The 21,236-nt window shown below is 70.3% G+C and carries 20 protein-coding genes; 4 read left to right on the forward strand and 16 right to left on the reverse strand.

Annotation, left to right across the window (positions count from 1 at the left end):
- Positions 1-22 precede the first annotated feature (22 nt).
- The 11 genes from AB0I81_RS30595 to AB0I81_RS30645 all read right to left on the reverse strand — a co-directional run bounded on the left by AB0I81_RS30595 (position 23) and on the right by AB0I81_RS30645 (position 10,395).
- Positions 23-910, reverse strand: coding sequence for an ABC transporter permease (locus tag AB0I81_RS30595; RefSeq protein WP_360663417.1), 888 nt, complete (start codon positions 908-910; stop codon positions 23-25).
- Complete coding sequence (locus tag AB0I81_RS30600; protein WP_360663419.1) at positions 907-1,863, reverse strand: ABC transporter permease; 957 nt, start codon at positions 1,861-1,863, stop codon at positions 907-909. The genes AB0I81_RS30595 and AB0I81_RS30600 overlap by 4 nt, the downstream gene beginning before the upstream one ends.
- Before the next feature lie 4 nt (positions 1,864-1,867).
- Complete coding sequence (locus tag AB0I81_RS30605; protein WP_360663421.1) at positions 1,868-3,448, reverse strand: ABC transporter substrate-binding protein; 1,581 nt, start codon at positions 3,446-3,448, stop codon at positions 1,868-1,870.
- A gap of 63 nt (positions 3,449-3,511) precedes the next feature.
- A complete protein-coding gene (locus tag AB0I81_RS30610; protein WP_360663423.1) occupies positions 3,512-5,779 on the reverse strand; it encodes a heavy metal translocating P-type ATPase in 2,268 nt (755 codons plus the stop codon).
- A gap of 29 nt (positions 5,780-5,808) precedes the next feature.
- Positions 5,809-6,378 (reverse strand): sigma-70 family RNA polymerase sigma factor, encoded by a 570-nt coding sequence (locus tag AB0I81_RS30615; RefSeq protein WP_360663425.1) that lies wholly within the window; start codon positions 6,376-6,378, stop codon positions 5,809-5,811.
- Positions 6,379-6,507: 129 nt separating this feature from the next.
- Positions 6,508-7,041: an MFS transporter gene (locus AB0I81_RS30620; RefSeq protein WP_360663427.1), complete on the reverse strand. Its 534-nt coding sequence runs from the start codon at positions 7,039-7,041 to the stop codon at positions 6,508-6,510.
- Between the two features lie 149 nt (positions 7,042-7,190).
- A complete protein-coding gene (locus AB0I81_RS30625) occupies positions 7,191-7,343 on the reverse strand; it encodes a nitroreductase/quinone reductase family protein (protein WP_360663429.1) in 153 nt (50 codons plus the stop codon).
- A 48-nt stretch (positions 7,344-7,391) separates the two neighbouring features.
- Positions 7,392-8,282, reverse strand: coding sequence for a GntR family transcriptional regulator (locus AB0I81_RS30630; protein WP_360663431.1), 891 nt, complete (start codon positions 8,280-8,282; stop codon positions 7,392-7,394).
- A gap of 11 nt (positions 8,283-8,293) precedes the next feature.
- Complete coding sequence (locus AB0I81_RS30635; RefSeq protein ID WP_360663433.1) at positions 8,294-9,547, reverse strand: carotenoid oxygenase family protein; 1,254 nt, start codon at positions 9,545-9,547, stop codon at positions 8,294-8,296.
- Between the two features lie 83 nt (positions 9,548-9,630).
- Positions 9,631-9,756 (reverse strand): hypothetical protein, encoded by a 126-nt coding sequence (locus AB0I81_RS30640; RefSeq protein ID WP_360663435.1) that lies wholly within the window; start codon positions 9,754-9,756, stop codon positions 9,631-9,633.
- 6 nt (positions 9,757-9,762) lie between these two features.
- Positions 9,763-10,395, reverse strand: a complete 633-nt coding sequence (locus AB0I81_RS30645) for a MarR family transcriptional regulator (protein ID WP_360663437.1) — start codon at positions 10,393-10,395, stop codon at positions 9,763-9,765.
- An 88-nt stretch (positions 10,396-10,483) separates the two neighbouring features.
- Here AB0I81_RS30645 and AB0I81_RS30650 point away from each other — a divergent pair, with 88 nt between their 5' ends.
- Complete coding sequence (locus tag AB0I81_RS30650; protein WP_360663439.1) at positions 10,484-11,554, forward strand: aldo/keto reductase; 1,071 nt, start codon at positions 10,484-10,486, stop codon at positions 11,552-11,554.
- Positions 11,555-11,669: 115 nt separating this feature from the next.
- Positions 11,670-12,761, forward strand: coding sequence for a Gfo/Idh/MocA family oxidoreductase (locus AB0I81_RS30655; protein ID WP_360663441.1), 1,092 nt, complete (start codon positions 11,670-11,672; stop codon positions 12,759-12,761).
- A 496-nt stretch (positions 12,762-13,257) separates the two neighbouring features.
- Here AB0I81_RS30655 and AB0I81_RS30660 read toward each other — a convergent pair whose 3' ends face one another.
- Entirely contained in the window at positions 13,258-14,208 is a 951-nt protein-coding gene (locus AB0I81_RS30660; RefSeq protein WP_360663443.1) for an NAD-dependent epimerase/dehydratase family protein, read from the reverse strand.
- A gap of 64 nt (positions 14,209-14,272) precedes the next feature.
- On the opposite strand from AB0I81_RS30660, the gene AB0I81_RS30665 reads away from it, so the two are divergent.
- Together AB0I81_RS30665 and AB0I81_RS30670 are read left to right on the forward strand one after the other, a co-directional pair.
- Positions 14,273-14,875, forward strand: coding sequence for a TetR/AcrR family transcriptional regulator (locus tag AB0I81_RS30665; RefSeq protein WP_360663445.1), 603 nt, complete (start codon positions 14,273-14,275; stop codon positions 14,873-14,875).
- Between the two features lie 295 nt (positions 14,876-15,170).
- Entirely contained in the window at positions 15,171-15,680 is a 510-nt protein-coding gene (locus AB0I81_RS30670) for a hypothetical protein (RefSeq protein WP_360663447.1), read from the forward strand.
- Between the two features lie 265 nt (positions 15,681-15,945).
- Here AB0I81_RS30670 and AB0I81_RS30675 read toward each other — a convergent pair whose 3' ends face one another.
- From AB0I81_RS30675 to AB0I81_RS30690, 4 genes are read right to left on the reverse strand one after another with little or no spacing between them, the layout of a single operon-like run.
- A complete protein-coding gene (locus tag AB0I81_RS30675; RefSeq protein WP_360663449.1) occupies positions 15,946-16,845 on the reverse strand; it encodes a carbohydrate ABC transporter permease in 900 nt (299 codons plus the stop codon).
- The gene (locus AB0I81_RS30680) at positions 16,842-17,732 is read right to left on the reverse strand and encodes a sugar ABC transporter permease (protein ID WP_360663451.1); all 891 of its coding nucleotides are present in this window, start codon (positions 17,730-17,732) and stop codon (positions 16,842-16,844) included. The genes AB0I81_RS30675 and AB0I81_RS30680 overlap by 4 nt, the downstream gene beginning before the upstream one ends.
- Before the next feature lie 10 nt (positions 17,733-17,742).
- Positions 17,743-19,116, reverse strand: coding sequence for an extracellular solute-binding protein (locus AB0I81_RS30685; RefSeq protein WP_360663453.1), 1,374 nt, complete (start codon positions 19,114-19,116; stop codon positions 17,743-17,745).
- 16 nt (positions 19,117-19,132) lie between these two features.
- Positions 19,133-20,992: a beta-L-arabinofuranosidase domain-containing protein gene (locus AB0I81_RS30690; RefSeq protein WP_360663455.1), complete on the reverse strand. Its 1,860-nt coding sequence runs from the start codon at positions 20,990-20,992 to the stop codon at positions 19,133-19,135.
- Between the last annotated feature and the right edge of the window lie 244 nt (positions 20,993-21,236).

The following is a 21,236-nucleotide window of genomic DNA, read 5'->3' on the forward strand; positions in this document are numbered from 1 at the left end:
GTGATGCGGAGGGCGGCGTCGTTCACTGTCCTGCTCCCGGGCTCGTCACATCGCGCAGCGCCTCGCTCAGCATGGTCGCGGCCAGCACGGTGGCGACCAGTCCCGTGCCGGGGCCGAGGATCTGCCACGGGGCGTAGGCGAGGGTCTGCCTGGCGTCGGCGAGCATCGTGCCCCACTCGGCCGTGGGCGGCTGCGCGCCGAGCCCGAGGAAGGACAGGCCCGCCAGGGCGATGACCACTTCGGCGATGCCGAGGGTGGCGACGACCGCGACGCCGCTCGCGGCGGCCGGGAGCACGTGCCCGGCCGCGACCCGCCACAGGGACGCCCCCGCCATGCGTGCGGCCCTCACGTGGCCCAGGTGCATGGTCTGCCTGCTCGACGCCCGTGCCAGTCGCGCCAGGGCGGCCCAGCCGGTGGCCGACATGGCGAGGGTCAGGTTGAGGAACCCCGGGCCGAGCAGCCCGACGATGGCGAGTGTGACGATCAGCCCGGGCAGGCCGAGCAGGATGTCGATCAGGCGGGACACGACGGTGTCCAGCACTCCCCCTGCGCAGCCGCTGATCACTCCCAGCAGCAGGCCGGCGGCGGCGGTGACGGTGGTCACGAGCAGCGCGGAGCCCAGCGAGATCCGGGCTCCCCACAACGTCCTGGCGAGCAGGTCGCGTCCGGCTTCGTCCGTGCCGAGGAGATGCGCGGGGCCGGGCGGCGCGAGGGAGTTGCCGTAGTCCGGGAGATCCGGATCCACCGTGAACAGCGGCCCGAGGATCGCCGCGGCGCCGACGAGGGTGAGGATCAGGATGGCGATCCGGGCGTCCCGGCGCCGCAGCAGCCGCGTGAGGACCCCCGCCGTATCGATCGCCGCCAGTTCCTGATCCTGTCCCGGCCGGAAGATCGCTGAGAAGAGGGTCATGGACGCGCCGCCTCGCGTACGCGGCTCTGCCGCTGCCTGGGGTCGATGACCATGATCAGCAGGTCCACGACCAGGCTGACCCCGACGTAGGCGAGGACGGCGATCATCGTGAACGCCGTCACCACCGGCATGTCCCGCGCGGTGATCGCCTCGATGGTGTGCCTGCCGACACCGGGCCAGCTGAACACCGTCTCCGCGATGGGCGCGCCACCGAGGAGCGTGGCGGCCCCGAGGCCGACGACCGTGAGGAACGGCGGGAGCGCGTTGGGCAGCCGGTGCACGAACATGTTCCGCGCCGCGCTCGCGCCACGCGCGGTGGAGACGCGCAGGAATCCCGCGGCATCGAGGTCGAGCAGGGCGGAGCGCAGCACCCTGGACCACACCGCCGCGGAGGCGAGCGCGAGGGTGAAGGCGGGCAGGAACACCGTCCCCCAGGTGCCGTCGGCGATCACCCGCCCCCACCCGAGGCGCACCGCGACCAGGTCGAGCAGCAGGACCCCGATGAGGTAGGCGGGAAACGCCAGTGCGACAGTGCTCAGGGCCCGCGAGAGGTGATCGGCAGGGCCGCGCGGCCGCCACCCGGCCAGGACGCCGAGCAGCAGCGCGAGGCCCACGGCGATCAGCAGGGCCGCCACCGTCAGGGTGACCGTCGCGGGCAGCCGGGAGGCGAACTCGCTCGCCACCGGCTTCCCCGTACGCCAGGAGAGCCCGAGGTCCCCGCGGAACAGCCCGAGGAACCAGTCGAGGAACCGGACGGGGATCGGCAGGTCCAGGCCGAGTTCGGCGCGGACCGCCGCGATCTCAGAAGGGTCGGGCTCCTCGATCCCCCTGATGTTGAGTATGCGTCGTGCCGGATCACCGGGGGCGGCGATGAGCAGCACGAAGACGATGACGCCGCCGCCCAGCGCGCTCATCGCCGCCTGACCGGCCCGCCGCAGCGCGATCACCAGCACGGCGTCAGGTCGTCGGCGCGGTCTTGTGGTCGACCCACAGGTTGGGCACCGGCACCCGGTATCCCCGCCATTGAGGGCCGACCACGACGGTCAGCAGGCGTTGCGCCGCGACGGCGTAGTAGCCGCGGTCCCAGATCAGCCGCTGGACCTGCCGCAGAAGTTCCGTGCGCCGCTTGACCTGCGACGTCTTTCCCAGCTCGCTGATGAGCGAGTCCAGTTCGGAGTCGGCGATCTTCGCGTAGTTGTTCGCGCCGCCGGACGCCAGCAGTTCCGACAGGGCCTGATCCGGGCTGCCGCCGAACGACAACAACGACGAGGAGAGGGAGACGTCCCAGTCCGCGCCGTCCCTCGCCGCGCCGTGGTCGTCCACCTGCACGACCTTGACCTCGATGCCGGCCTCCCGGAGCTGGCTCTGCATCGCCTCGGCGATGGTGATCCCGTCGGCCAGCGCCGGAGTGCAGAGGACCCGGATGACCAGGCGTTCGCCGTCCTTCTCGCGGATGCCGTCGCCGCCGGCGGCCCAGCCGGCGGCCTCCAGCTCGCTCGCCGCCCGTTTCAGGTCGGTCTGCTGGGTTTCGAGCGTGTACGGATAACGGGGCGGGAACACCCCCTTGGCGTATCCGGCGTGCCCCTGGAGCACGTCACCGGCGATCGCACGGTAGTCCGTGGCCCGGTAGATCGCCCGTCGCACGGCCTCGTCCCGCATGAGAGGGGACGTCACGCGTGAGATCAGCCCGAACACGAGCCCGGTCGGCTCCCCCTTCAGGAAATACGCGTCCTTACGGCCCTGCAGCGTGCGCGCGGTGCTCACCGGCATGTACAGCGCCAGATCGACCTCACCCGACTGGACCGCCTGCACCCGCGACGTCGCCTCGGTGACGAACCTGATGCCGAGCCTGTCGAGCGCGGGCTCTCCCTGCCAGTAGTTCTCGACCGGCGCCAGCTCCGCCCCCTGGACGCCGAGGCTCGTCACCTTGTACGGCCCCGTGTACAGGCCCGCCTCCAGCAGCGCCTCGGCGCCCTTCCCCGAGGACTTGTACTCCTGGTACGCCTCGACGTCCATGACGAGCACGTTCGACTCGTCCGCGAGCAGGTTCGGCATGGTCGGCGTCGGCGCGGTCGTCCTCAGCGTCACCTCCAGCGGGCCGGTGACCTTCGCCGACGCGAAGTTCGCCGACCTGGCGAACCCTGACTGGTGCTCGGCGCTCCATTCCAGTGTCGCCGCGAGCGCCTTGGCGTCGAAGGGCCTGCCGTTGACGAACGTCACGGCCTCGTTCAGGGTGAGCCGCCACGTACGGTCGTCCACCGCCTCCAGCCCGGAGAGCACCCACGGTGTCGGAACGCCGTCCGCCGACGCCCGCATCAACAGCTCGACGTACCCGAACTCGACGCCCCAGTAGCCGCTCGTGGCGGGGTCGAGGTCATCGATCGCGTAGGTCGTCGCGATGGTCAGCTCCCTGCCGGGGGCCGCGCCGGCCGGGCTCTGGGCCTGCCAGGAGCATGCGCTCATCAGCAGCGCCGACGCCATCACGAGCGGGGCGAGCAGCCTGCCGCGCCTCATCCGCATCACGGTCTTGAACGACATGGTGGGGAAGCTTCCTCCTCACCCGGAAAACGGACCGTGCCCGTTTCCGGTATAGCGGACATGTCAGTAGTCGGCTGCCGGGCCGTTCCGGTTCCCGCCGATGGAATCCCCCGCCAACTGCTGTGGGGCGAAGCGCCGCAGCCGCAGGCTGTTGGTGACCACGAACACCGACGACAGGGCCATGGCGCCACCGGCGACGAGCGGGTTCAGCAGGCCGGCGGCGGCCAGCGGCAGGGCGGCGACGTTGTAGCCGAACGCCCAGACGAGGTTGCCGCGGATGGTGCTCAGGGTGGCGCGGGCCAGGGTGAGCGCGGTGGGCACGACGTTCAGGTCGTCGCGGACCAGGATGAGGTCGGCGGCGGCCAGCGCGACGTCGGTGCCCTCGACCACCGCCAGGCCGAGGTCGGCGCGGGCCAGCGCCGGCGCGTCGTTGATGCCGTCGCCGACCATGGCCACCCGGTGGCCCTCGCCCTGGAGGCGGGCGATGGTGGCCTCCTTGCCGGCGGGCAGCACCTCGGCGATGACCTCGGCGATGCCGGCCTGGTCGGCCACGGCGCGGGCGGTGGTGGCGTTGTCGCCGGTGAGCAGCAGGGTCTTCAGTCCCATCGCGTGCAGTTCGCCGATGGCCGCGGCGGCCGAGGGCTTGATGACGTCGGCCAGGGCGATCGCGCCGATGGTCGTGCCGTCGGCCGCGACGAGGACGACCGTGCGGCCCTGGCCCTCCCAGTTCGCCCGGGTCCGCGCCAGCTCCGGAGGGACGGCGATGTTCTCCCCGGCCAGCAGCCGGGCCGAGCCGACGAGGATCTGCCGCGCTTCGACCGTCCCTCGCGCGCCCAGCCCGGTCAGCGCGGCGAACCCGCTCACGGCGGGCAGGTCACCGAGTTCGGCGCGGGCGTGGGCGGCGATGGCCGCCGCGATGGCGTGCTCGGAGGCGTACTCCACCGCTCCGGCGTAACGCAGCGCGTCCTGCTCACCGGCCAGGTCCACCACGCTCATCCGGCCCTGCGTGAGGGTGCCGGTCTTGTCCAGGACCACGGTGTCGATGACCCGGGCGGACTCCATGGCCTGGTGGCTCTTGATGAACACGCCGAGCTTGGCGCCGGTGCCGGAGGCGACCTGCAGCGCGGTGGGAATGGCCAGGCCCAGCGCGCACGGGCAGGCGATGATGAGGACGGCCAGCGCGGCCGTGACCGCCTCGTGCGCCTGGCCGCCGATCAGCAGCCACGCCGCCAGGGTCAGCGCCGACAGGGCGAACACGGCCGGCACGAACCAGCCGCAGATGCGGTCCGCCAGCCGCTGGATGGCGGCCTTGTCGGCCTGGGCGTGCTCGACGAGCCGGATCAGCGCGGCGAGCTGGGTGTCGGCACCCACCCGGGTGGCGCGCACGACGAGCCGGCCGCCGAGGTTGACGGTCGCGCCGGTCACCGGGTCGCCCTCGCCGACCTCGGCGGGCACCGGCTCGCCGGTCATGGCGCTGGTGTCGATGGTGCTGTTCCCGGACTCGATCCGCCCGTCGGCGGCGATGCTCTCCCCCGGCCGTACCACGAAGAGGTCGCCCGTACGGAGGTCGGCCACGTCGATGCGGTACTCGTTGCCGTCGGCGCGCAGCACGCTGACGTGCTTGGCGCCGAGTTCGGCCAGGCGGCGCAGCACGGCGCCGGAGGAGCGCCGGGCGCGGGCCTCCAGGTACCGCCCGGTCAGCGCGAACATGGTCACGCCGCCGGCGACGTCGAGGTAGAGCGCGCTGTTGGGCGAGCTGAGCAGCGCCCACAGGCCGGAGCCGGCGGGCCCGGCGTCGATCGGGAACAGGATGACGTACACCGACCAGCAGGTGGAGGTGATGACGCCGGTCGAGATCAGGGTGTCCATGGAGGTGGTGCCGTGCCTGGCGGCCCGGAACGCGTTGCGGTGGAACGGCCACGCGCACCACGTCACCATCGGCAGGGTCAGGCCGATCAGCACCCACTGCCATCCGGCGAAGCGCCATTCCGGCACGAACGCCATCCCCATGGACAGGTCCATCAGGATCACGGCCAGCGCGATGGCGGTCACCATGCGCCGTCCGAGCATCCGCACCCGCCGGTCGTCGGCGTCCTGCGGCTCGGCCGATGCGTGTGTGTGCGGCGTGTGGGGCTCGGCGGTGTAGCCCGTGCGCTCGACCGTCCGGATCAGTTCCTCGACGGTGGCGCCGCCGGCCTGGATGGTCGCCTTCTCGGTCGCGTAGTTGACGCTGGCGCTCACGCCGTCCATCCGGTTGAGCTTGCGTTCCACCCGTGCGGCGCAGGACGCGCAGGTCATGCCGCCGATGACGAGCTGGATCGTGGATGTCATGGGGTTCCTCGGGGTTGTGCCGTGCATGATCAGGCGGCGGCGAGCCAGGATTCGGACAGCTGGTGCCGGGCGCGGGCGACCCTGGACCGTACGGTGCCCACCGGGCAGCCGAGCAGTTCGGCGGCCTCGGCGTACGGCAGGCCGAGGACCTGGGTGAGCACGAAGGCGCGGCGGCGTTCCGGCGGGACCTGCGCCAGCAGTTCGGCCAGTTCCACCGCGTCCTGCGAACCTGGCAGGTCACGCGGCTGGCACCGTTCGGCGGCGACCTGCCAGTCGGCCAGGTCCGCCAGCACGGGACGCGCCCGCGCGGCCCGGAAGCGGTCCACGACGACCCGGCGGGCGATGGACAACACCCAGGTTCTGGCGGACGACTTCCCGGCGAACCCGGGCAGGCTGCGCAGGACCCGGACGAACGTCTCCTGGGTGAGGTCGTCGGCGGACTGCGCATCGGTCAGGTAGGCCAGGAATCGGCGCAGGTCGGCGTACACCGCCCGGGCGAAGGTTTCCACGTCGGCGTCCGCGCCGTCGCGGGCGGCCAGGGCGAGCATGGTCAGGCGGCGGTCGTCGGCGGGTTCTTCGGTGACGACATGATCAATCAAGATCACTCCATGTGTCTGGCGACAGAACGAAGAGCGGTCTGCGAAGGAGGTGGGGACGTGACGCCGCGATGGCGTACGTCGAAAGCCGGACGGAGCGCATCCGTCCGGTCTGGCGTGAGTCAGCACAGGTCAGGCCGCCGGTGGGGCGCGCCCGCTCAGCGAGTGCCGCAGCAGGGCGGACAGGGCGGGCGCGGGCTCGGCATGGCGTACGGCCATCCGCCGGTACGCCGTGCGGTGCGGGGCCCGCAACAACAGCAGCACCCGCACGCCGAGGAGGCGGAGCAGCGCCCAGAGCACCGCCTCACCCCGCGACAACCACAACGCCGTCATCACGGTCGCCAGACCGTGCGCGGCCAGCATCCCCGTGGCCGGGACGAGGCCGGAGTGCAGGTGCCCGCCGGTCATGCCCGGCAGCGACGGCGCGAGGGAGAACATCAGGTGGAGCACCACCTGCACAGCCGCGAGGAGGAAGAAGACGGCCGATGTCCCCCGTTCCCGGCCCGTCACCGGGAAGGCCGCCGCGGAGGAGACCACCAGAGCGGTCGCCGCCGTGGGCGCGGTCACGCTGCCGCCTCCGAGGAGGTGGGCCAGAGCGGCCAGCCCGGAGCACACCACGGCGAAGGCCGTGGCGCGGGCCAGGCGGAACAGCACTCCGGCGGGCATTACCGGCTGTCACTCCAGGTCATGAATGCCACCGCGCACCGCGGCGAAGACAGCGGTGCGTGCCAGGCGCGAACCCGTTCCAGGACGGACACGGCACTCATCCTTCCAGCCCGGCGACCCGCTGAGAATACCGCCCCTCCGCCTGTCCCCTAGCCGTTGTGGCGTGGTGTGAGGACGACGACGGGGATCTCGCGTTCGGTCCACGCGTCGTACTTGGCGAAGTCGGCGTACAACTCGACCAGCCGGGGCCACAGCGCGGCGCGTTCCTCGCCGGTCACCTCCCGGGCACGTACGGCGAGCACGCGGCGGCCCTTGAGGTGCACCCGCGTGCCAACGACAACCCCCGCGGGTTACCGGCGGTTCTCGCGGGGGGCGATCAGGAGGGTGAGGCCGTCGAGCAGGCGTTCGAGGCCGAAGGCGAACAGCGACTCCAGGTCGAGCTCCGTGCCCGGCTCGGTGACCTGGGCGATCAGCGGCCCTTCGACGGGGAGCCGGGCCGTGGTCCACTGGATGCTGGTCATCCCGGTGTCCAGTTCGGCTACGGCCTCGCTCTCGATGTTCACCGCCGTCCCCCGCACGTAGTTGACCAGCGTGGCGTAGACGTGCAGGCGGGTGCCCGGGTCCAGGCCGAGCCCGTCGAGCGCACGCAGGGTCCACGTCCCGTACGCCAGTTGTCCCGGCAGCGTGACCGGCCTGGTGATGGACACCAGCCGCGGCAGCCAGGGGTGGCGATGGTAGGCCGCCCACTGCAGTTGGGCGGCCACCCGCAGGTGGGAACGCCATCCCGGCGGCGGCTCCGGGTAGTCGATCTCGGCGAAGGCGGCGTCGGCGATGAGCTGGGTGAGCTCGGCCCTGGCCTCCAGGTGCCGGTAGAGGGTCATGGTGGCGACCTCCAGCTTGGCCGCCACCGCACGCATGGACAGCGCCGCCAGGCCGTCGGCGTCGGCGATCTCCATGGCCGTGCGGATGACGCGGTCGCGTTCGAGCCCCCTCGCCGAACGCGAGGGCAGCCGGCGGGGCGCGACCACCGAGCCGACCCGGGAAACCGACTCGATGGCGCCCGCCTGCTTGAGCGCGGCCAGCGCCTTGGTGGCCGTCGCCATCGCGACCCCCCACTCGCGCATGATCGCCCTGGTGGTGGGGATGGGGTCGCCGGGCCGCAACTCTCCGTCGGCGATGCGTCGCTCGATGCCGGCGACGATGCGGAGGTACGGCGGTTGCGGATCGTTCACGACGGCCATGCTGTCACGCCTCAGTGATCGGGCAGCCAGTTGCCGTGCAGGCCGAGCGGCACCCTGGCCGGGAGGTGCACCCGCGCGACGGGCTCGCCGGTGAAGTCCTGGGCCGAGAGGACCACCAGGTCGGTGGTGGGGCCGTCGCTCACGTAGGTGATCAGGTACCCCTCGTCCTCGCCGTCCCCCGCCGCGGCGAACACGGCCTCCCCGACCGCCTCGTCCCTGCCGAACCCGTGCACCTCGGCCGTTCCCCGGCTCAGGTCGTGCTTGACCAGGGCGTTGGTGAAGGCGTCGTCCGGCGGCGTGCCCTCGGGCGCGAACGGGATCCCGTACAGGGCGGTCGCGGCCGAGTATCCGTAGCGGTGCGGGCGGGTGGCGCGCGCCTCGTTCACCCGGGGGAAGTCCTGCGGCCGGTCGTCCATCCGCTCCTGGTGGATCTTGTCCGGCGCGATCGTCCAGCGGTCCAGCACGGGCCGGATCGCCCCCGGATCGGCGGGATCGAACGGCCCCTCGGCCGTGACCAGATCGACCACCACCGAGTCGCCGTCGTCATAGGCGTTCAGCGTGTGACTGACATGCACCGGCTCGATGTCCACCCAGCGCACCTCACCACCGGCCCGCGGCATGACCCCCACGCGCGTCGGATGCTCCGGCAACCACCGGCACTCGAACCCGTCGAAGCCCAGCGGCGTGTCCCACAACACCACATGGCTCTCGGTGAGCGCGAAGTCGTGCATGAACGGCGTGCGCGTCATCGGAATGGTGGTGCTCCGGACGACGCCGCCCCCGGCATCGGTCACGATGTGCTGAACGAAGTCGCAGCCCACCATGTACGACAGCGAGTGCAGCTCCCCGGTGAGCGGATCGTGCTTGGAGTGCGCGCCCGCCGTGAGGCCCTCCGCCGTGCCGCCCAGGTCGCACACGCCCACGGTGTTCAGCTCCTCGTCGAGCTCGGCGGGCGGCAGGCCGCCCTCCGCGAGGGCGAAGGTACGGCGGGCGTGCTCGATCACGTTCACCATGGGCGCGAAGCCCGGCGCCCGCACGAACCGGTTGCGGTACCACTCGGCCCGGCCGTCGCGCAGCCGTACCCCGTGCACCATGCCCTGGCCCATCCCCCAGATGTGCACGGCCGGGTCCTCCACACCCAGCGGGTTGGGGCCGTTACGCAGGTAGCGGCCGTTCAGCTCGGCCGGGATCCGCCCGGTGACCGGCAGATCGAACGCGGTGACCTCTTCGGTGACGGGCGCGAAGGGCCCTTGCAGATATCTCATGGGAGCAACGTACGCAGCCGAGGGCCCGCGGCCACGCTGACGACCGCAAACACCACTCTGTGCACTAGCGCAGCCACGGTCGCTCAACCGACCGTGATGGTGTAGTCCCTGGTCAACGGGGCGCCGCGCTTGTCGTAGCCGCTCAGTTGCACGGTGCCGGCCGTGGCGGGAGTGCCGGTGATCTCGCCGGTGTACCTGTCCAGCGACAACCCGGGCTACGACGTCGATGTTTCGGGCGGAGTCGACGCCGTGGAGCCCACGTCGGGTCGTTCGCGCTTGATGGCGGCGTCGACCGCGGCACCGATGCGGCGCAGCGTCGCCAGTTCGTGGGGTTCGAGCTCGTCCATGAGGTATTCGCGGACCGCCGCGACATGTCCCGGCGCCGCCGCCACGACCGCCGCGTACCCGGCCTCGGTCAGGGTCGCGTTGGTGCGTCTGCCGGAGCCCGGGATCCGGGCCCGTACCACCAGATCGCGTTTTTCCAGCCGTCCGACGACATGCGACAACCGCGACAGCGACGCCGCCGTCCGGGCGGCCAGATCGCTCATCTGCAGCGTGTGCGCCGGCTGTTCGGACAGGACCGAGAGCACCATGTACTCGAAGAAGGTCAGCTGGGCCTCGCGCTGCATCCGCGCGTCCAGGGCGGCCGGCAAGCTGATCATGATCGCGGAGTTGGCCAGCCATGCCGCCCGCTCGTCGCGGTTCAGCCAGCGCGTTCCGGCAACCGGACCAGCTGACTGCTCCGAAGCCACGGCGTCTTCTTCAGCAGGCACCGTGGCTTCGGAGGTGGACCCGTTCCGCGGATGCCGCCGGCGTTGTCCGTTCGTGCCGGGTTCGGTACTTGCCATGAGGCCATGTTAGTCACCCATGTTGACGCGTCAAGTTCGAGGCGGTAGTTATTGATGCGTCAAGTTCCCCTCGGCGCCGGACGGCGCGGTGCGCCATCGACGTCGTCACGTATCTTCCGCGGCGCCGCCATCGGTCATCGCATCGACGCGCGGGGCGGACGTACCGATCCAGAAAGGCCACAAACGCATGCAGGTCACGTCACTCGGAGGGCTCAAGGTCTCGCGCATCGGCCTCGGCGCCATGGGGATGTCGGCGTTCTACACCGGCGCCGGCCGAGACGACACCGCATCGATCCGCACCATCCAGCGCGCTGTCGACCTCGGGGTCACGCATCTGGACACCGCCGAGGTGTACGGGCCCTACGTCAACGAGGAACTGGTCGGCCGCGCCGTCAAGGGCCGCCGAGACCGGGTCGTTCTCGCCACCAAGTTCGGCCTCCTCTCCCACACCGGCCGGCCGGGCCCGGACAGCACCCCCGCCGGCATTCGCGCGGCCGTTGACGGGTCGCTGCGGCGGCTCGGAACCGACCACATCGACCTGTACTACCAGCACCGGGTCGACCCCGGCACGCCCATCGAGGAGGTAGTGGGAACGTTGAGTGAGCTGGTGGCCGCGGGCAAGGTGCGCCACATCGGATTGTCGGAGGCGGCGTCGGCGACGATCCGGCGGGCTCACGCGGTTCATCCCGTGGCCGCCGTCCAGAGCGAATACTCGCTCTGGACCCGCGATCCCGAGGCCGAAGTGCTGCCCACACTGCGGGCGCTCGGCATCGGACTGGTTCCCTACTCGCCGTTGGGGCACGGCTTCCTCACCGGCGCCATCCGCACCCTGGACGGCCTGGACGCCGCCGACTGGCGTCGTACCAATCCCCGCTTCACCGGCGGCAACCTCAAGCGCAACCTGCGCATCGTCGATGCGGTACGCGAAATCGCCGACGAAATCGAGGCCACGCCCGCGCAGGTCGCCCTGGCCTGGCTGCTCGCCCAGGGCGACGGCATCGCGCCCATTCCGGGGACCACGCGTATCGCCCGGCTCGAGGAGAACGGCGCCGCCGACCGCATCCGGCTCACCGCAGGCCAGCTCGCCCGCCTGAACGACCTGCCGCCGGCGTCCGGCGAACGCCATGCCGGGCCGGACATGGCCGCCATCGACCAGTGACAGCAAGACCCCACGCGGTTCGCCGGCCCAGGCAGCGACCGGCGGACTTGGCGCAGCCAACCCATTTTTCTGCACAACCACCCCCATTAAAGATCAACAAATGGAGTCGTCCATCATGACAAGCAGCGTGATTCGTGTCGGCATCATCGGTGCGGACACCGAGGCGAGCTGGGCCGGGGCATCGCACATCCCCGCGCTGGCGGCACAGCCAGCGTTCCAGCTGGCGGCCGTGGCGACCCGGCGCCCGGAAAGCGCGCGGCGCGCCGCCGAAACGTTCGGCGCACAGCGTTGGTTCGCCGATCCGTACGAGCTCATCGGCGATCCCTCGATCGATCTCATCACCGTGGCCGTCAAGGTCCCGGCGCACCGCGAGCTCGTACTGGCGGCCCTGGCGGCGAACAAGGCCGTGTACGCCGAGTCTCCGCTGGGCGCGACCATCGCGCAGACGGAAGAGATGGCCGACGCGGCCGGCTCGCTGCACACGGCGATCGGCCTGCAGGGCCGGCACAACCCCTCCGTGCGCCGCGCCGCCGACATCATCGCGGAGGGCCGGCTCGGGCGGCTGCTCTCCGCGCGCGTCACCGCGACGACATTCGGCAACGGCCCGGAGTCGGTGAGCGCGTACGAATACTTCGACAAGGCGGCCTCCGGAGCCACCTTCCTGACCATCGCGGCGGGCCACGTCCTGGACGTGATCGAAGCCGTCCTCGGCGACATCACCGAAATCGACGCGCGCACCGAACTCCTCTGGCCGCAGGTGAAACTGGTGGACACGGGCGCGATCTCCCACCGGGAGGTCCCCGACCACCTCGACGCCATCGCCAAGACCTCCTCGGGCGCCCCGGTAGGGGTGCAGATCATGGCGGGCGTGCCCGCGCGCGACGCCCACTTCAGCCTGGACGTTCGCGGATCGCACGGCTGGCTGAAGCTGACCGGCAACCACCCCGCGGGTGTCCAGGTCGGCGACCTCACACTGTCATCGAACGTGGCCTTCACCGCACCGGACAGCCCCGTCGCCACCGGCACCGGCCCGACCGCCGCCGAGATCTGGACGGGTGCGTCCATCAATGTGGGCGAGGTGTACGCCAGCCTGGCGCGCGACATCACCAACGGCACCCACCACACCCCGGGATTCGACCACGCCCTCCACAACAGCCGCCTGATCGCCCGAGTCGAACAGGCCTCACGCACCGGCCTCCGGCAGTAAACGAGCCTTGCTCGTCGGCTCGCACCACCGAGCGTGGCGTACGGACGGCCCTACCCGGTCCCGCCTGTCGCCCGCGATCAAGGCCGCGGGACACCAGGTCCGATCTCAGCTCTTCGAGAGCACAGGCAGCGACCGACAGGGCGACCGGCCCGCGAGCACGGGGTGCGCACGCATGGGCACCGCGAGCTCAGCCCTTGAGGCATCGGGCCGAGCGCCGCATCGGCCTTGGCGAGCTCGGCCCGCCGGGCCGCGACACGCTCCGTGAGGTCCGGGTCGGTGCCGTGGGCGAGCCGTGCCCGCTGCGCCAGCGCGCCGGCGACCAGGACCGGCCGGGCGTCGCTGCTGTGGATGCTGCTCAGCGCCCGATCGGCCGGTGCCCGGTCCGGGATCAACTCGGCCCGCTCCAGACCCCCCGGGCGACAGCGAGCAGGCACAGCAGTTGATAGCCGGGGAAGCCCAGATAACAGTCCTTGGCCACGGTGTCCGCCGGCACTGGTCACGGGGTCGGGTGGGTGCGGTACCAGTCGAGGGTGGTGGCGATGGCTGTGGCGTGCGGGGTCGCGGTGAACGGCCCGAACGTGGTGGTGAATTTCGAGGTGTCGCTCACGAATGGCCGGTCGCGCTGGTACCACGTCTCGCCGAGGGCGCGCACGGTCGGGTTGAACAGGCCGATCAGGCGTTGCATCGGACGGCCGAGCGCCCCCGTTCTGCCGGGCCGCCCCAGTTCGGCGGTCACCAGGTCGAGGAATTCCTGGCCTGTCACGGCCGGTGCCGCCGGCAGGTGCCAGGCCTGGCCGTCGGCTCGTTCGTCGCAGCCGAGCGTCACCAGGCCCCTGGCCATGTCGGGCAGGAAGTTGAGCGTGTGGGGCTGGTCTAACGACCCGACCCAGCGGATGGGCTTGCCGGCGAGAGCCGCCGCGAACACTGTCGCGCCGACGGCGGTGTTGACGCCGCCGGGGCCGTAGTAGTCGGAGGCCCGGCCCAGGGCGACGCGCAGTTCGCCTGAGTGGTGGGCCTGCAGCAGAGTCTCGGCCATCGCGGCGCGTACCCGGCCGTTGGGGTTGCGGGCGGCGTGGGGCAGGTCTTCGGACATGGGGCCGTCGACGGGGCCGTACATGTACAGGTTGTCGGCGAAGACCAGCTTGGCGCCGGAAGCGGCCGCGCCCTGCCGTACCGCGTCGGTCATGCGGGGGAACTCCTGCACCCATCGGTCGTAGGCGGGAGCGGCGCAGTGGTAGACGACCTCGGCTCCGGCGCAGGCGGCCCTGGCCCCCTCGGCCGTGGTGATGTCGCCCCGGTGGGCCTCGACCCCGGGCAGCGCGGGCACCCGGCCGCTGCGATTGACGGCGCGGACGCGGTGGCCCCGGGAGGCGAGCTCGCGAACCACGGAAGCACCGACGCCCCCGCCGGCGCCGAGGACGACATGCAGATCGGATGGAGTGGACACGGTGGCCTCCTGCGAACGAGTTTGGAAACACTGTTATGAAACATCGTTGCGATATGATTGTCAAATGGCCCGCCCACGTACCCGCGACTACGACGAGTTGCGCCGAGACCTTCTGGACGCCGCCGGACGGCTGCTCGCCGAGGAAGGCCCGCAGGCGCTGAGCACCCGACGCCTGGCCGGCGAGGTCGGCACCTCCACCAAGGCCGTCTACAACCTCTTCGGCGACAAGCCCGGCCTGCTACGCGCGATGTTCCTGGAGGGGTTCGCCCGGCTCGCCGACAGGTTCGCCCGGGTGCCCGCCGACGGCGACCCGGAGGCCGACCTGATGGCGCTCGGACACGCCTACCGGGCCTCGGCCCTGGACAACCCGCATCTGTACGAGCTGATGTTCGGCCGCCCCATCGCCGACTTCCAGCCGGACGAGGCGGCCCTGGCTCAGATTCAGGGCACGTTCGACACGCTGACCCAAGCCGTCGCTCGATGCGTGGACGCCGGCCGGTTCGCCCCCGCCGACCCTCAGGACATCGCCGTCCACCTCAACGCCCTGGTGCACGGCCTGGCCAGTCTCGAACTCCTCGGCTCGCTCGGCCCCCGCCCCCAGGCCGACCACCACTGGCGCGTCGCCCTGGAGGCGACCTTCCGCGGCCATCGAGCCCCACCTCCCTGACGACCTTGCGGTTTTAGGCGCTCCACGAGCGCGGTGCTGAGGCGCGGATCTTTGACGGGACGGCCTGTTCAGGCTGGAGATCACGTCGGTGTGATATTTCCAGTCCTTCGGAATTCAGGATTATGTACGGGGAGCACTTCATGCTGCCTGGAGAACGCCCCTCATACCGCGGCCAACAACCTTCCCAGAAATTGAAATGGCCGGATGTGGACGCCTCCCGACTCGTGACGGAAACAAGATTTCGGATGAACCTTGACCCGTTGGCCCATCCGACGTCCCCAAGGGGGAACGACACATGACCAGCATTTCCAGTACGGGAGGCACCCAGGGCCCGTTCATGTTCATCCACGAGGTAACCGGCACCTATCTGCTTACCGACAACTACAACGACAACGTCGACCAGGCAGTCCAGACGTGGAACCTGGACCCGGTTCTCACGACCAAGGGCCTGCTCGGCCACCTGTGGTACGTCGAACCGGCCGACGGCGACACGTACCTGATCAAGAGCTTTGAGAACAACCGCTGCCTCGCCGCCGGCGTCAACGAAAAGGACTTCCCCCGCCTGAAGAACCCCGACAGCGCGAGCGTCCACCAGAGATGGTTCATCCGCCGGGTCCATGGCAGTGATGCGTCTCCGATGGACGCGGACTGCTACGCGATCGTGCCGAAGGCGTATCCGGGACACGCCCTCAGCACGCAGAGCAATATCGTCTCCAACAACGTCTACGTGGTTCCCACCTCGATGTGGGAGGGCCCGCCCTCCATTTCCCAATACTGGAAGCTGGTTCCCCACCATGACAGGTGATCCACGCACCTGAGCAACGGCACCCACCCACCGAGTCCCGCGGCTCCGGCGATCTCCGCTCATCACCCGCCGGGAACGTGATCGCCGGCGTCCTGCGTTTCCTCCAGGTCGAGGACGAGCCGCTCCGCTCCGGGGACGATCGCTGAGGTGGTCTCTGCCCGTGGTCCATCCCCAGGTATCCGGGGACGTCCTTCACCAGGTCTTCCAGGCGTGCGTTCGTATGGAGCGCGCGAGGGCGAGGAAGGTCCGTCGTATGGGGCTCCTGTCAGTTCCTGATGCCGGTGAGGGTGACGCCCTCGATGAAGTAGCGCTGCAGGAAGAAGAACAGGGCGATGATCGGGGCGATGACGGCGGCGGAGGCGGCCATCAGGTAGCCCCACTGGGTGAGGTAGACGCTCTGGAAGGAGGCCAGGCCGAGGGAGAGGGTGTACTTCTCCTCGCTGCTGAGGTAGAGCAGCGGGCCGAGGAAGTCGTTCCAGGTGCCGATGAACGTGAAGATCGTCACGACCACGATCGCGGGCTTCGACAGCGGCATGACGACCGTCCAGAAGACCCGCCACGGGGAGGCGCCGTCGATGTAGGCGGCCTCGTCCAGCTCGAACGGGATCGTCAGGAAGAACTGCCGCAGCAGGAAGATGTTGAACACCCCGCCGCCCGCGCCGCCGAACCAGCTCGGCACGGTGAGCGGGAGGATGGTGTCCAGCGCGCCCAGTTCCTGCCACATGACGAAGGTGGGGATGAGCGTCACCGCGTACGGCAGCATGACGCCGCTCAGCAGGACGGCGAAGGCCACGTTACGGCCGCGCCAGCGCAGCCGGGAGAAGCTGAAGGCGGCCACCGAGCAGGTCAGTACGGTGCCCAGCACGCTGATCACGGCGATGACGACGGTGTTGACGAAGTAGAGCCAGAAGGGCTGGGCGGTCAGCGCCTCGGTGAAGTTCGACCACTGGAACGGTGCGGGGATCCACTCCGGCGGCGCGATGAACATCTGCGCGTCCTGCATGAGGGCGCTGCGCACCAGCCACACGAACGGCAGCAGGGTCGGGATCGCCCCGGCGACGAGCGCCAGATAGATGATGACCTTGCCGTACCTGCGGGGCCCGCGCAGCCCCTCGGTCGGGGCGACCCGCCCGGTGCGCCGCGGCGGCGCCTGCACCGCCGTCATCGGGCGCCCGCCATCTCGTAGTAGACCCACCGGCGGGCGTTCCTGAACAGCAGGAACGTGATCACCACGATGATCATGAAGAGCACCCAGGCCAGCGCGCTGGCATAGCCCATCTCGCTCTCCTTGAACGCGATCCGGAACAGGTAGTAGACGTAGAAGAGGGTGGCGTTGTTGGGCCCGCCCTCGGTCATCACGTACGCCTGGTTGAACACCTGGAACGTGCCGACCACGCCCACCACCAGGTTGTAGAAGATGGTCGGGGTCATCATCGGCAGCGTCACGTGCCAGAAGCGGTGCCACGCGCCGCCGCCGTCGATCGAGACCGCCTCGTACAGGTGCCGCGGCACCCCCTGCAGCCCCGCCAGGAAGATCACCATGGTGTTGCCGAACCCCCAGGTGCTCATGACGATCAGCGAGGGGATGGCCATCGCCTCGTCGTAGATCCACTGCCCGGTCGGCAGCCCGCCCTGGCGCAGCAGCGAGTTGAGCAGCCCGAAGTCGGGGTTGAAGATCCAGATCCACAGGACGACGTTGGCGATGGCCGGCACCAGCGTCGGCAGGTAGAAGATCGTGCGCCAGACGGCCAGGCCGCGTACCCTCTGGTTGAGCAGCATGGCGACCGCGAAGGACACGATGAGCACGAGCGGGACCGCCCCGAGCGTGTAGTACGTGGTGGCGCTCAGCGACTTCCAGAACAGCTCGTCCTCCGCGAGTGCGGAGTAGTTGCCCGGCCCGACGAACGACGGCGTGCCGCCCACCTGCCAGTCCGTCAGGCTGAACACGAACGAGGCCGCCATCGGCCCCGCCGTGAAGATCAGGAATCCGAGTATCGCGGGCAACGCCATGAGCAGGCCCCAGCGGCGCTCCATGCGCCGCTGGCCCGACATCCCGGCCACCTCACGGCTCCTGCGTGTGGTGCCAGCCCTGCAGCATGCCGGAGATCTTCGGGGCGGCCGCCTTGAGGATCTCGGCCGCCGGCCGCTTGCCGGACTCGATCTCCTGCATGGCCGGGGTCAGCACGTCGCTGGAGATCGCGGACAGGTTCTTGACCCGGTTGCGCAGGTCGGGCACGCCGTGGTCGCGGCCGTAGTCCACGACCGCGGTGCGGAACTCGGGCGGATGGTCGGCGTTCTTGGTCCAGGAGTCGATGGCCGCCTGGTCCTCGTAGTACTTCTTCTCCTGCGGCATCCACAGGCCCTGCTTGTACAGGTCCACGTACCGCGGGTCGATGTGGAAGGCGAACAGCTCCACCGCCTCCTCCACGTGCTTGGTGCCGCTGAACACCGAGGAGGCGCCCGCGACCTGGGAGGTGGTGAACGGCTCGGCGTACTTGGGCAGCACGCCGATGCCGTAGTCGACCTTGCTTGCGTTCATGTCGAGCAACGCCCAGTGGCCGTCCACCACCATCGCCACCCGCTTGGTCTTCAGCAGGATGTTGGTGCCGGGCACGTCGTCGCCCGTCGCGGCGAGCTGGCCGGGGCCGGGGGCGACGCGGTGCTTGTAGATGAGGTCCTGCAGGTTCTGGAACACCTGGATCGCCTCGGGGGTGTCCAGCAGGCATTTCCTGCCCGCCTCGTCGGCGAAGTCGGCGCCGTTGCCGCGCAGGAACCCGTACCAGGCGGCGGCGTAGGTGATGCTGATCGAGATGCCGAACTGGCGGACCTGCTTGGGGTCGAAGCCGGACTCGTCCGGGTGCTTGCCGTTCTGGTCCACGGTCAGCTTGTAGGCGTTCTCGACCAGCTGGTCCCACGACCACGCCGAGGCGGCGACCGCGGGCGGGGCCGCGACGCCGGCCGCGGCGACGGCCGACTTGCTGTACCACAGCAGCTCGATCTCGTTGGCGGTGGAGACGCCGTGCAGCTTGTCGGGGCCGTACCAGAGGTAGGCGTCCGGCAGGTAGCCGGCCAGCTGCGGGTACTTCTTCAGGTACGGGAAGAGGTTGACCAGGTTGCCCTGCTCGGCCAGGCGGAACGACATCGACATCGGGACGTACCCGAGGTCGGGCATCTGCCCGCCGGCGACCAGGCTGTTGAGCTTGACGTCGTACTCGTCCGGCGTGAAGACCGGTTTCACCTTGATGTCGGAGTTCTTCTGCTCGAACGCCTTGAGCATCTTCTCGACGGCGGCCTTCTCGAACGTGGAGCCCCAGTACATGAACTCCAGCTCGGCGGCCCGGGCCGCGCCCGGCCCGCCGCCGCCCGAACCGCAGGCCGCCGCCGTCGCGCCCAGGGCGGCCAGGCCGCCCATCCTGAACAGGTCTCTTCTCTTCATGGGGGGTGTTCCTTACTTAGGCGAGGGGCATCCATACCCGCATGACGCCGCCGTCACGGTTGTCCCACTGGTAGTAGGGGACGGCCGTCGCGGTGGCCGGGGTGCCGGCGGGGTCCTGTTCTCCGGCCGTGTACGGCAGGTCCTGAGGGGTGGAGGGCGGCAGCCGGACCGCGTCCGCCTCGATCAGCACGGTCCGGCCCAGGCCGGGCAGGTCGCGCTCGACCACGCGCGGCGCGGCGCCGGGCACCAGGGCCAGGTCCTCCAGGTCGCCGTCCTGGTCGATCTGCTCGAAGCAGTAGACCAGCGGGCCGCGCTCGATCGCCGCGCATCCGCGCAGCGCGTCGATCCTGCGGTGCGGCCGGACGATCCTGGGGGTCAGGTCCAGGTCGAGCGTGTGGGTGTCGCCGGCCTGCCAGTCGCGGCGGATCCTGGCGTACCCGTCGGGGGCCTCCTGCCCGCTCGCGCTCCACGCCGGGACGCGCAGCTTGAGCGTCCACTCGCCGCCCGGCGCGGAGCGCACGGTGAAGCGCACCCGGCCGTCCCAGGGGTAGTCGGTCTCCACCTCCAGGGTGACGTCGCCGGCCCTGATCACGCCCGGCACGTACTGGTGCACCGACACGCCCTCGTCGTCGGTGGTGGCGACGTAGTGGCCGAGTGAGGAGACCAGGCGCATGATGTTGGGCGGGCAGCAGGCGCAGGCGAACCACTCCCTGCGCCGGCCCAGGTAGGCGTCCTCGAACAGGTCGGCGCGGCGCTGCAGCGGGTTGACGTAGAAGAAGCGGATGCCGTCGGCCGAGGTGGAGGCGGCGAAGGCGTTGTAGAGGGTGCGCTCGATCAGGTCGGCGTAGCGGCCGTGGCCGGTGGCCAGCAGCAGGCGCCAGTTCCAGTGGATGCTCGCGATGGCGGCGCAGCTCTCGTTGTAGGCGCGGTCGGGCGGCAGTTCGTACCGCTCGCCGAACGCCTCGCCGTCGTGGCGGGAGCCGTGGCCGCCGGTGATGGAGGTCTTGGTGGCGACCAGGTCCTCCCAGCGGCGGATGGAGCTGTCCAGCAGCGTGGTGTCGCCGGTCTCGACGGCGACGTCCACGACACCGGCCTCCAGGTAGAGCTGGCGCACGGCGTGCCCGACGGCGGTGCCGGCCTCGCGTACGGGCAGGTGGTCCTGGGCGTAGAGCGGGCCCATGCCGGTCGAGGCGATCAGGCCCCTGCCCCGGTTGTCGACGAGCTTGCCCGCCAGCTCCAGGTAGGAGCGCTCGCCGGTGAGCCGGTACAGCTCGACCAGCGCCGTCTCCACCTCCGCGTGCCCGTCGATGCCGTCGTCGCCGTCGGTCAGGAAGCGCTGGACGAGCAGGTCGGCGAAGCGGCGGGCGACGGCCAGCAGGTCCTCGCCGCAGCCGGCGCGGGCCGCGGCGACCGCGGCCTGGATGAGGTGGCCGGCGCAGTACATCTCGTGGCTGTACTCCAGCTCGGCGAAGATCTTGTCCTGCTTGACCACCTGGTAGTGCGAGTTGAGGTAGCCGTCGGGGCGCTGCGCGCGGGCCAGCAGCGCGGCGGACTCCTCGATGAAGGCGCGGTAGCCGTCGCCGGGCAGCCTGCAGTGCTCCCAGGCGACCGCTTCGAGCTGTTTGTACAGGTCGGAGTCCTGGAAGCGGTAGCCCTTGAAGGCTCCGCCGGACTCCCCCGCCGCCAGCCTCAGGTTGGGCGCGGCGCCCGATTTCTCCATCTGTTCGAGGCCGAGCGGGATGCTCGCCTCGCGGTTGATCTGCTGCCAGCGTCCGAAGGGCCCTCCCTGGATCTCCACGTCGTCGACGTTCAGCGGCCACTGGCTCGCGGTGGACGGGGCCAGCGGGCCGCGGACGCGGTCCGTGAGGTCAGACATCGTGCTCCCTTGTCGCTGGGGAATAGGGTTTCCTTCGCCGCAATGTAAGATGTGATACAGCACTAGTCAATAGACCGGCAGGTGCGGGAACTCCAGGAAAACGGTTGCCCCACCTTGCTCCTCCAAGCCGCCCTTGATCGCAACCCGCAGGACCCGAAAACCTTTTCTTCGTTATCGGAACGTTGCATTGCTGCAAGACAGTCGGCACCCTCTTGACAGACCTGTACGGGCTGAGCTTTGCTCC

Origin of the sequence: Nonomuraea sp. NPDC050404 (assembly GCF_040655495.1) — a bacterium.
Lineage (GTDB): Bacteria > Actinomycetota > Actinomycetes > Streptosporangiales > Streptosporangiaceae > Nonomuraea.

Bases quoted from the DNA above. Each gene is read 5' to 3' on its own strand.
- AB0I81_RS30595 (WP_360663417.1), bottom strand. From the start codon at position 910: ATGACCCTCTTCTCAGCGATCTTCCGGCCGGGACAGGATCAGGAACTG.
- AB0I81_RS30605 (WP_360663421.1), bottom strand. From the start codon at position 3,448: ATGTCGTTCAAGACCGTGATGCGGATGAGGCGCGGCAGGCTGCTCGCC.
- AB0I81_RS30610 (WP_360663423.1), bottom strand. From the start codon at position 5,779: ATGACATCCACGATCCAGCTCGTCATCGGCGGCATGACCTGCGCGTCC.
- AB0I81_RS30620 (WP_360663427.1), bottom strand. From the start codon at position 7,041: ATGCCCGCCGGAGTGCTGTTCCGCCTGGCCCGCGCCACGGCCTTCGCC.
- AB0I81_RS30630 (WP_360663431.1), bottom strand. From the start codon at position 8,282: ATGGCCGTCGTGAACGATCCGCAACCGCCGTACCTCCGCATCGTCGCC.
- AB0I81_RS30635 (WP_360663433.1), bottom strand. From the start codon at position 9,547: ATGAGATATCTGCAAGGGCCCTTCGCGCCCGTCACCGAAGAGGTCACC.
- AB0I81_RS30645 (WP_360663437.1), bottom strand. From the start codon at position 10,395: ATGGCAAGTACCGAACCCGGCACGAACGGACAACGCCGGCGGCATCCG.
- AB0I81_RS30655 (WP_360663441.1), top strand. From the start codon at position 11,670: ATGACAAGCAGCGTGATTCGTGTCGGCATCATCGGTGCGGACACCGAG.
- AB0I81_RS30665 (WP_360663445.1), top strand. From the start codon at position 14,273: ATGGCCCGCCCACGTACCCGCGACTACGACGAGTTGCGCCGAGACCTT.
- AB0I81_RS30670 (WP_360663447.1), top strand. From the start codon at position 15,171: ATGACCAGCATTTCCAGTACGGGAGGCACCCAGGGCCCGTTCATGTTC.
- AB0I81_RS30675 (WP_360663449.1), bottom strand. From the start codon at position 16,845: ATGACGGCGGTGCAGGCGCCGCCGCGGCGCACCGGGCGGGTCGCCCCG.
- AB0I81_RS30680 (WP_360663451.1), bottom strand. From the start codon at position 17,732: ATGTCGGGCCAGCGGCGCATGGAGCGCCGCTGGGGCCTGCTCATGGCG.
- AB0I81_RS30685 (WP_360663453.1), bottom strand. From the start codon at position 19,116: ATGAAGAGAAGAGACCTGTTCAGGATGGGCGGCCTGGCCGCCCTGGGC.
- AB0I81_RS30690 (WP_360663455.1), bottom strand. From the start codon at position 20,992: ATGTCTGACCTCACGGACCGCGTCCGCGGCCCGCTGGCCCCGTCCACC.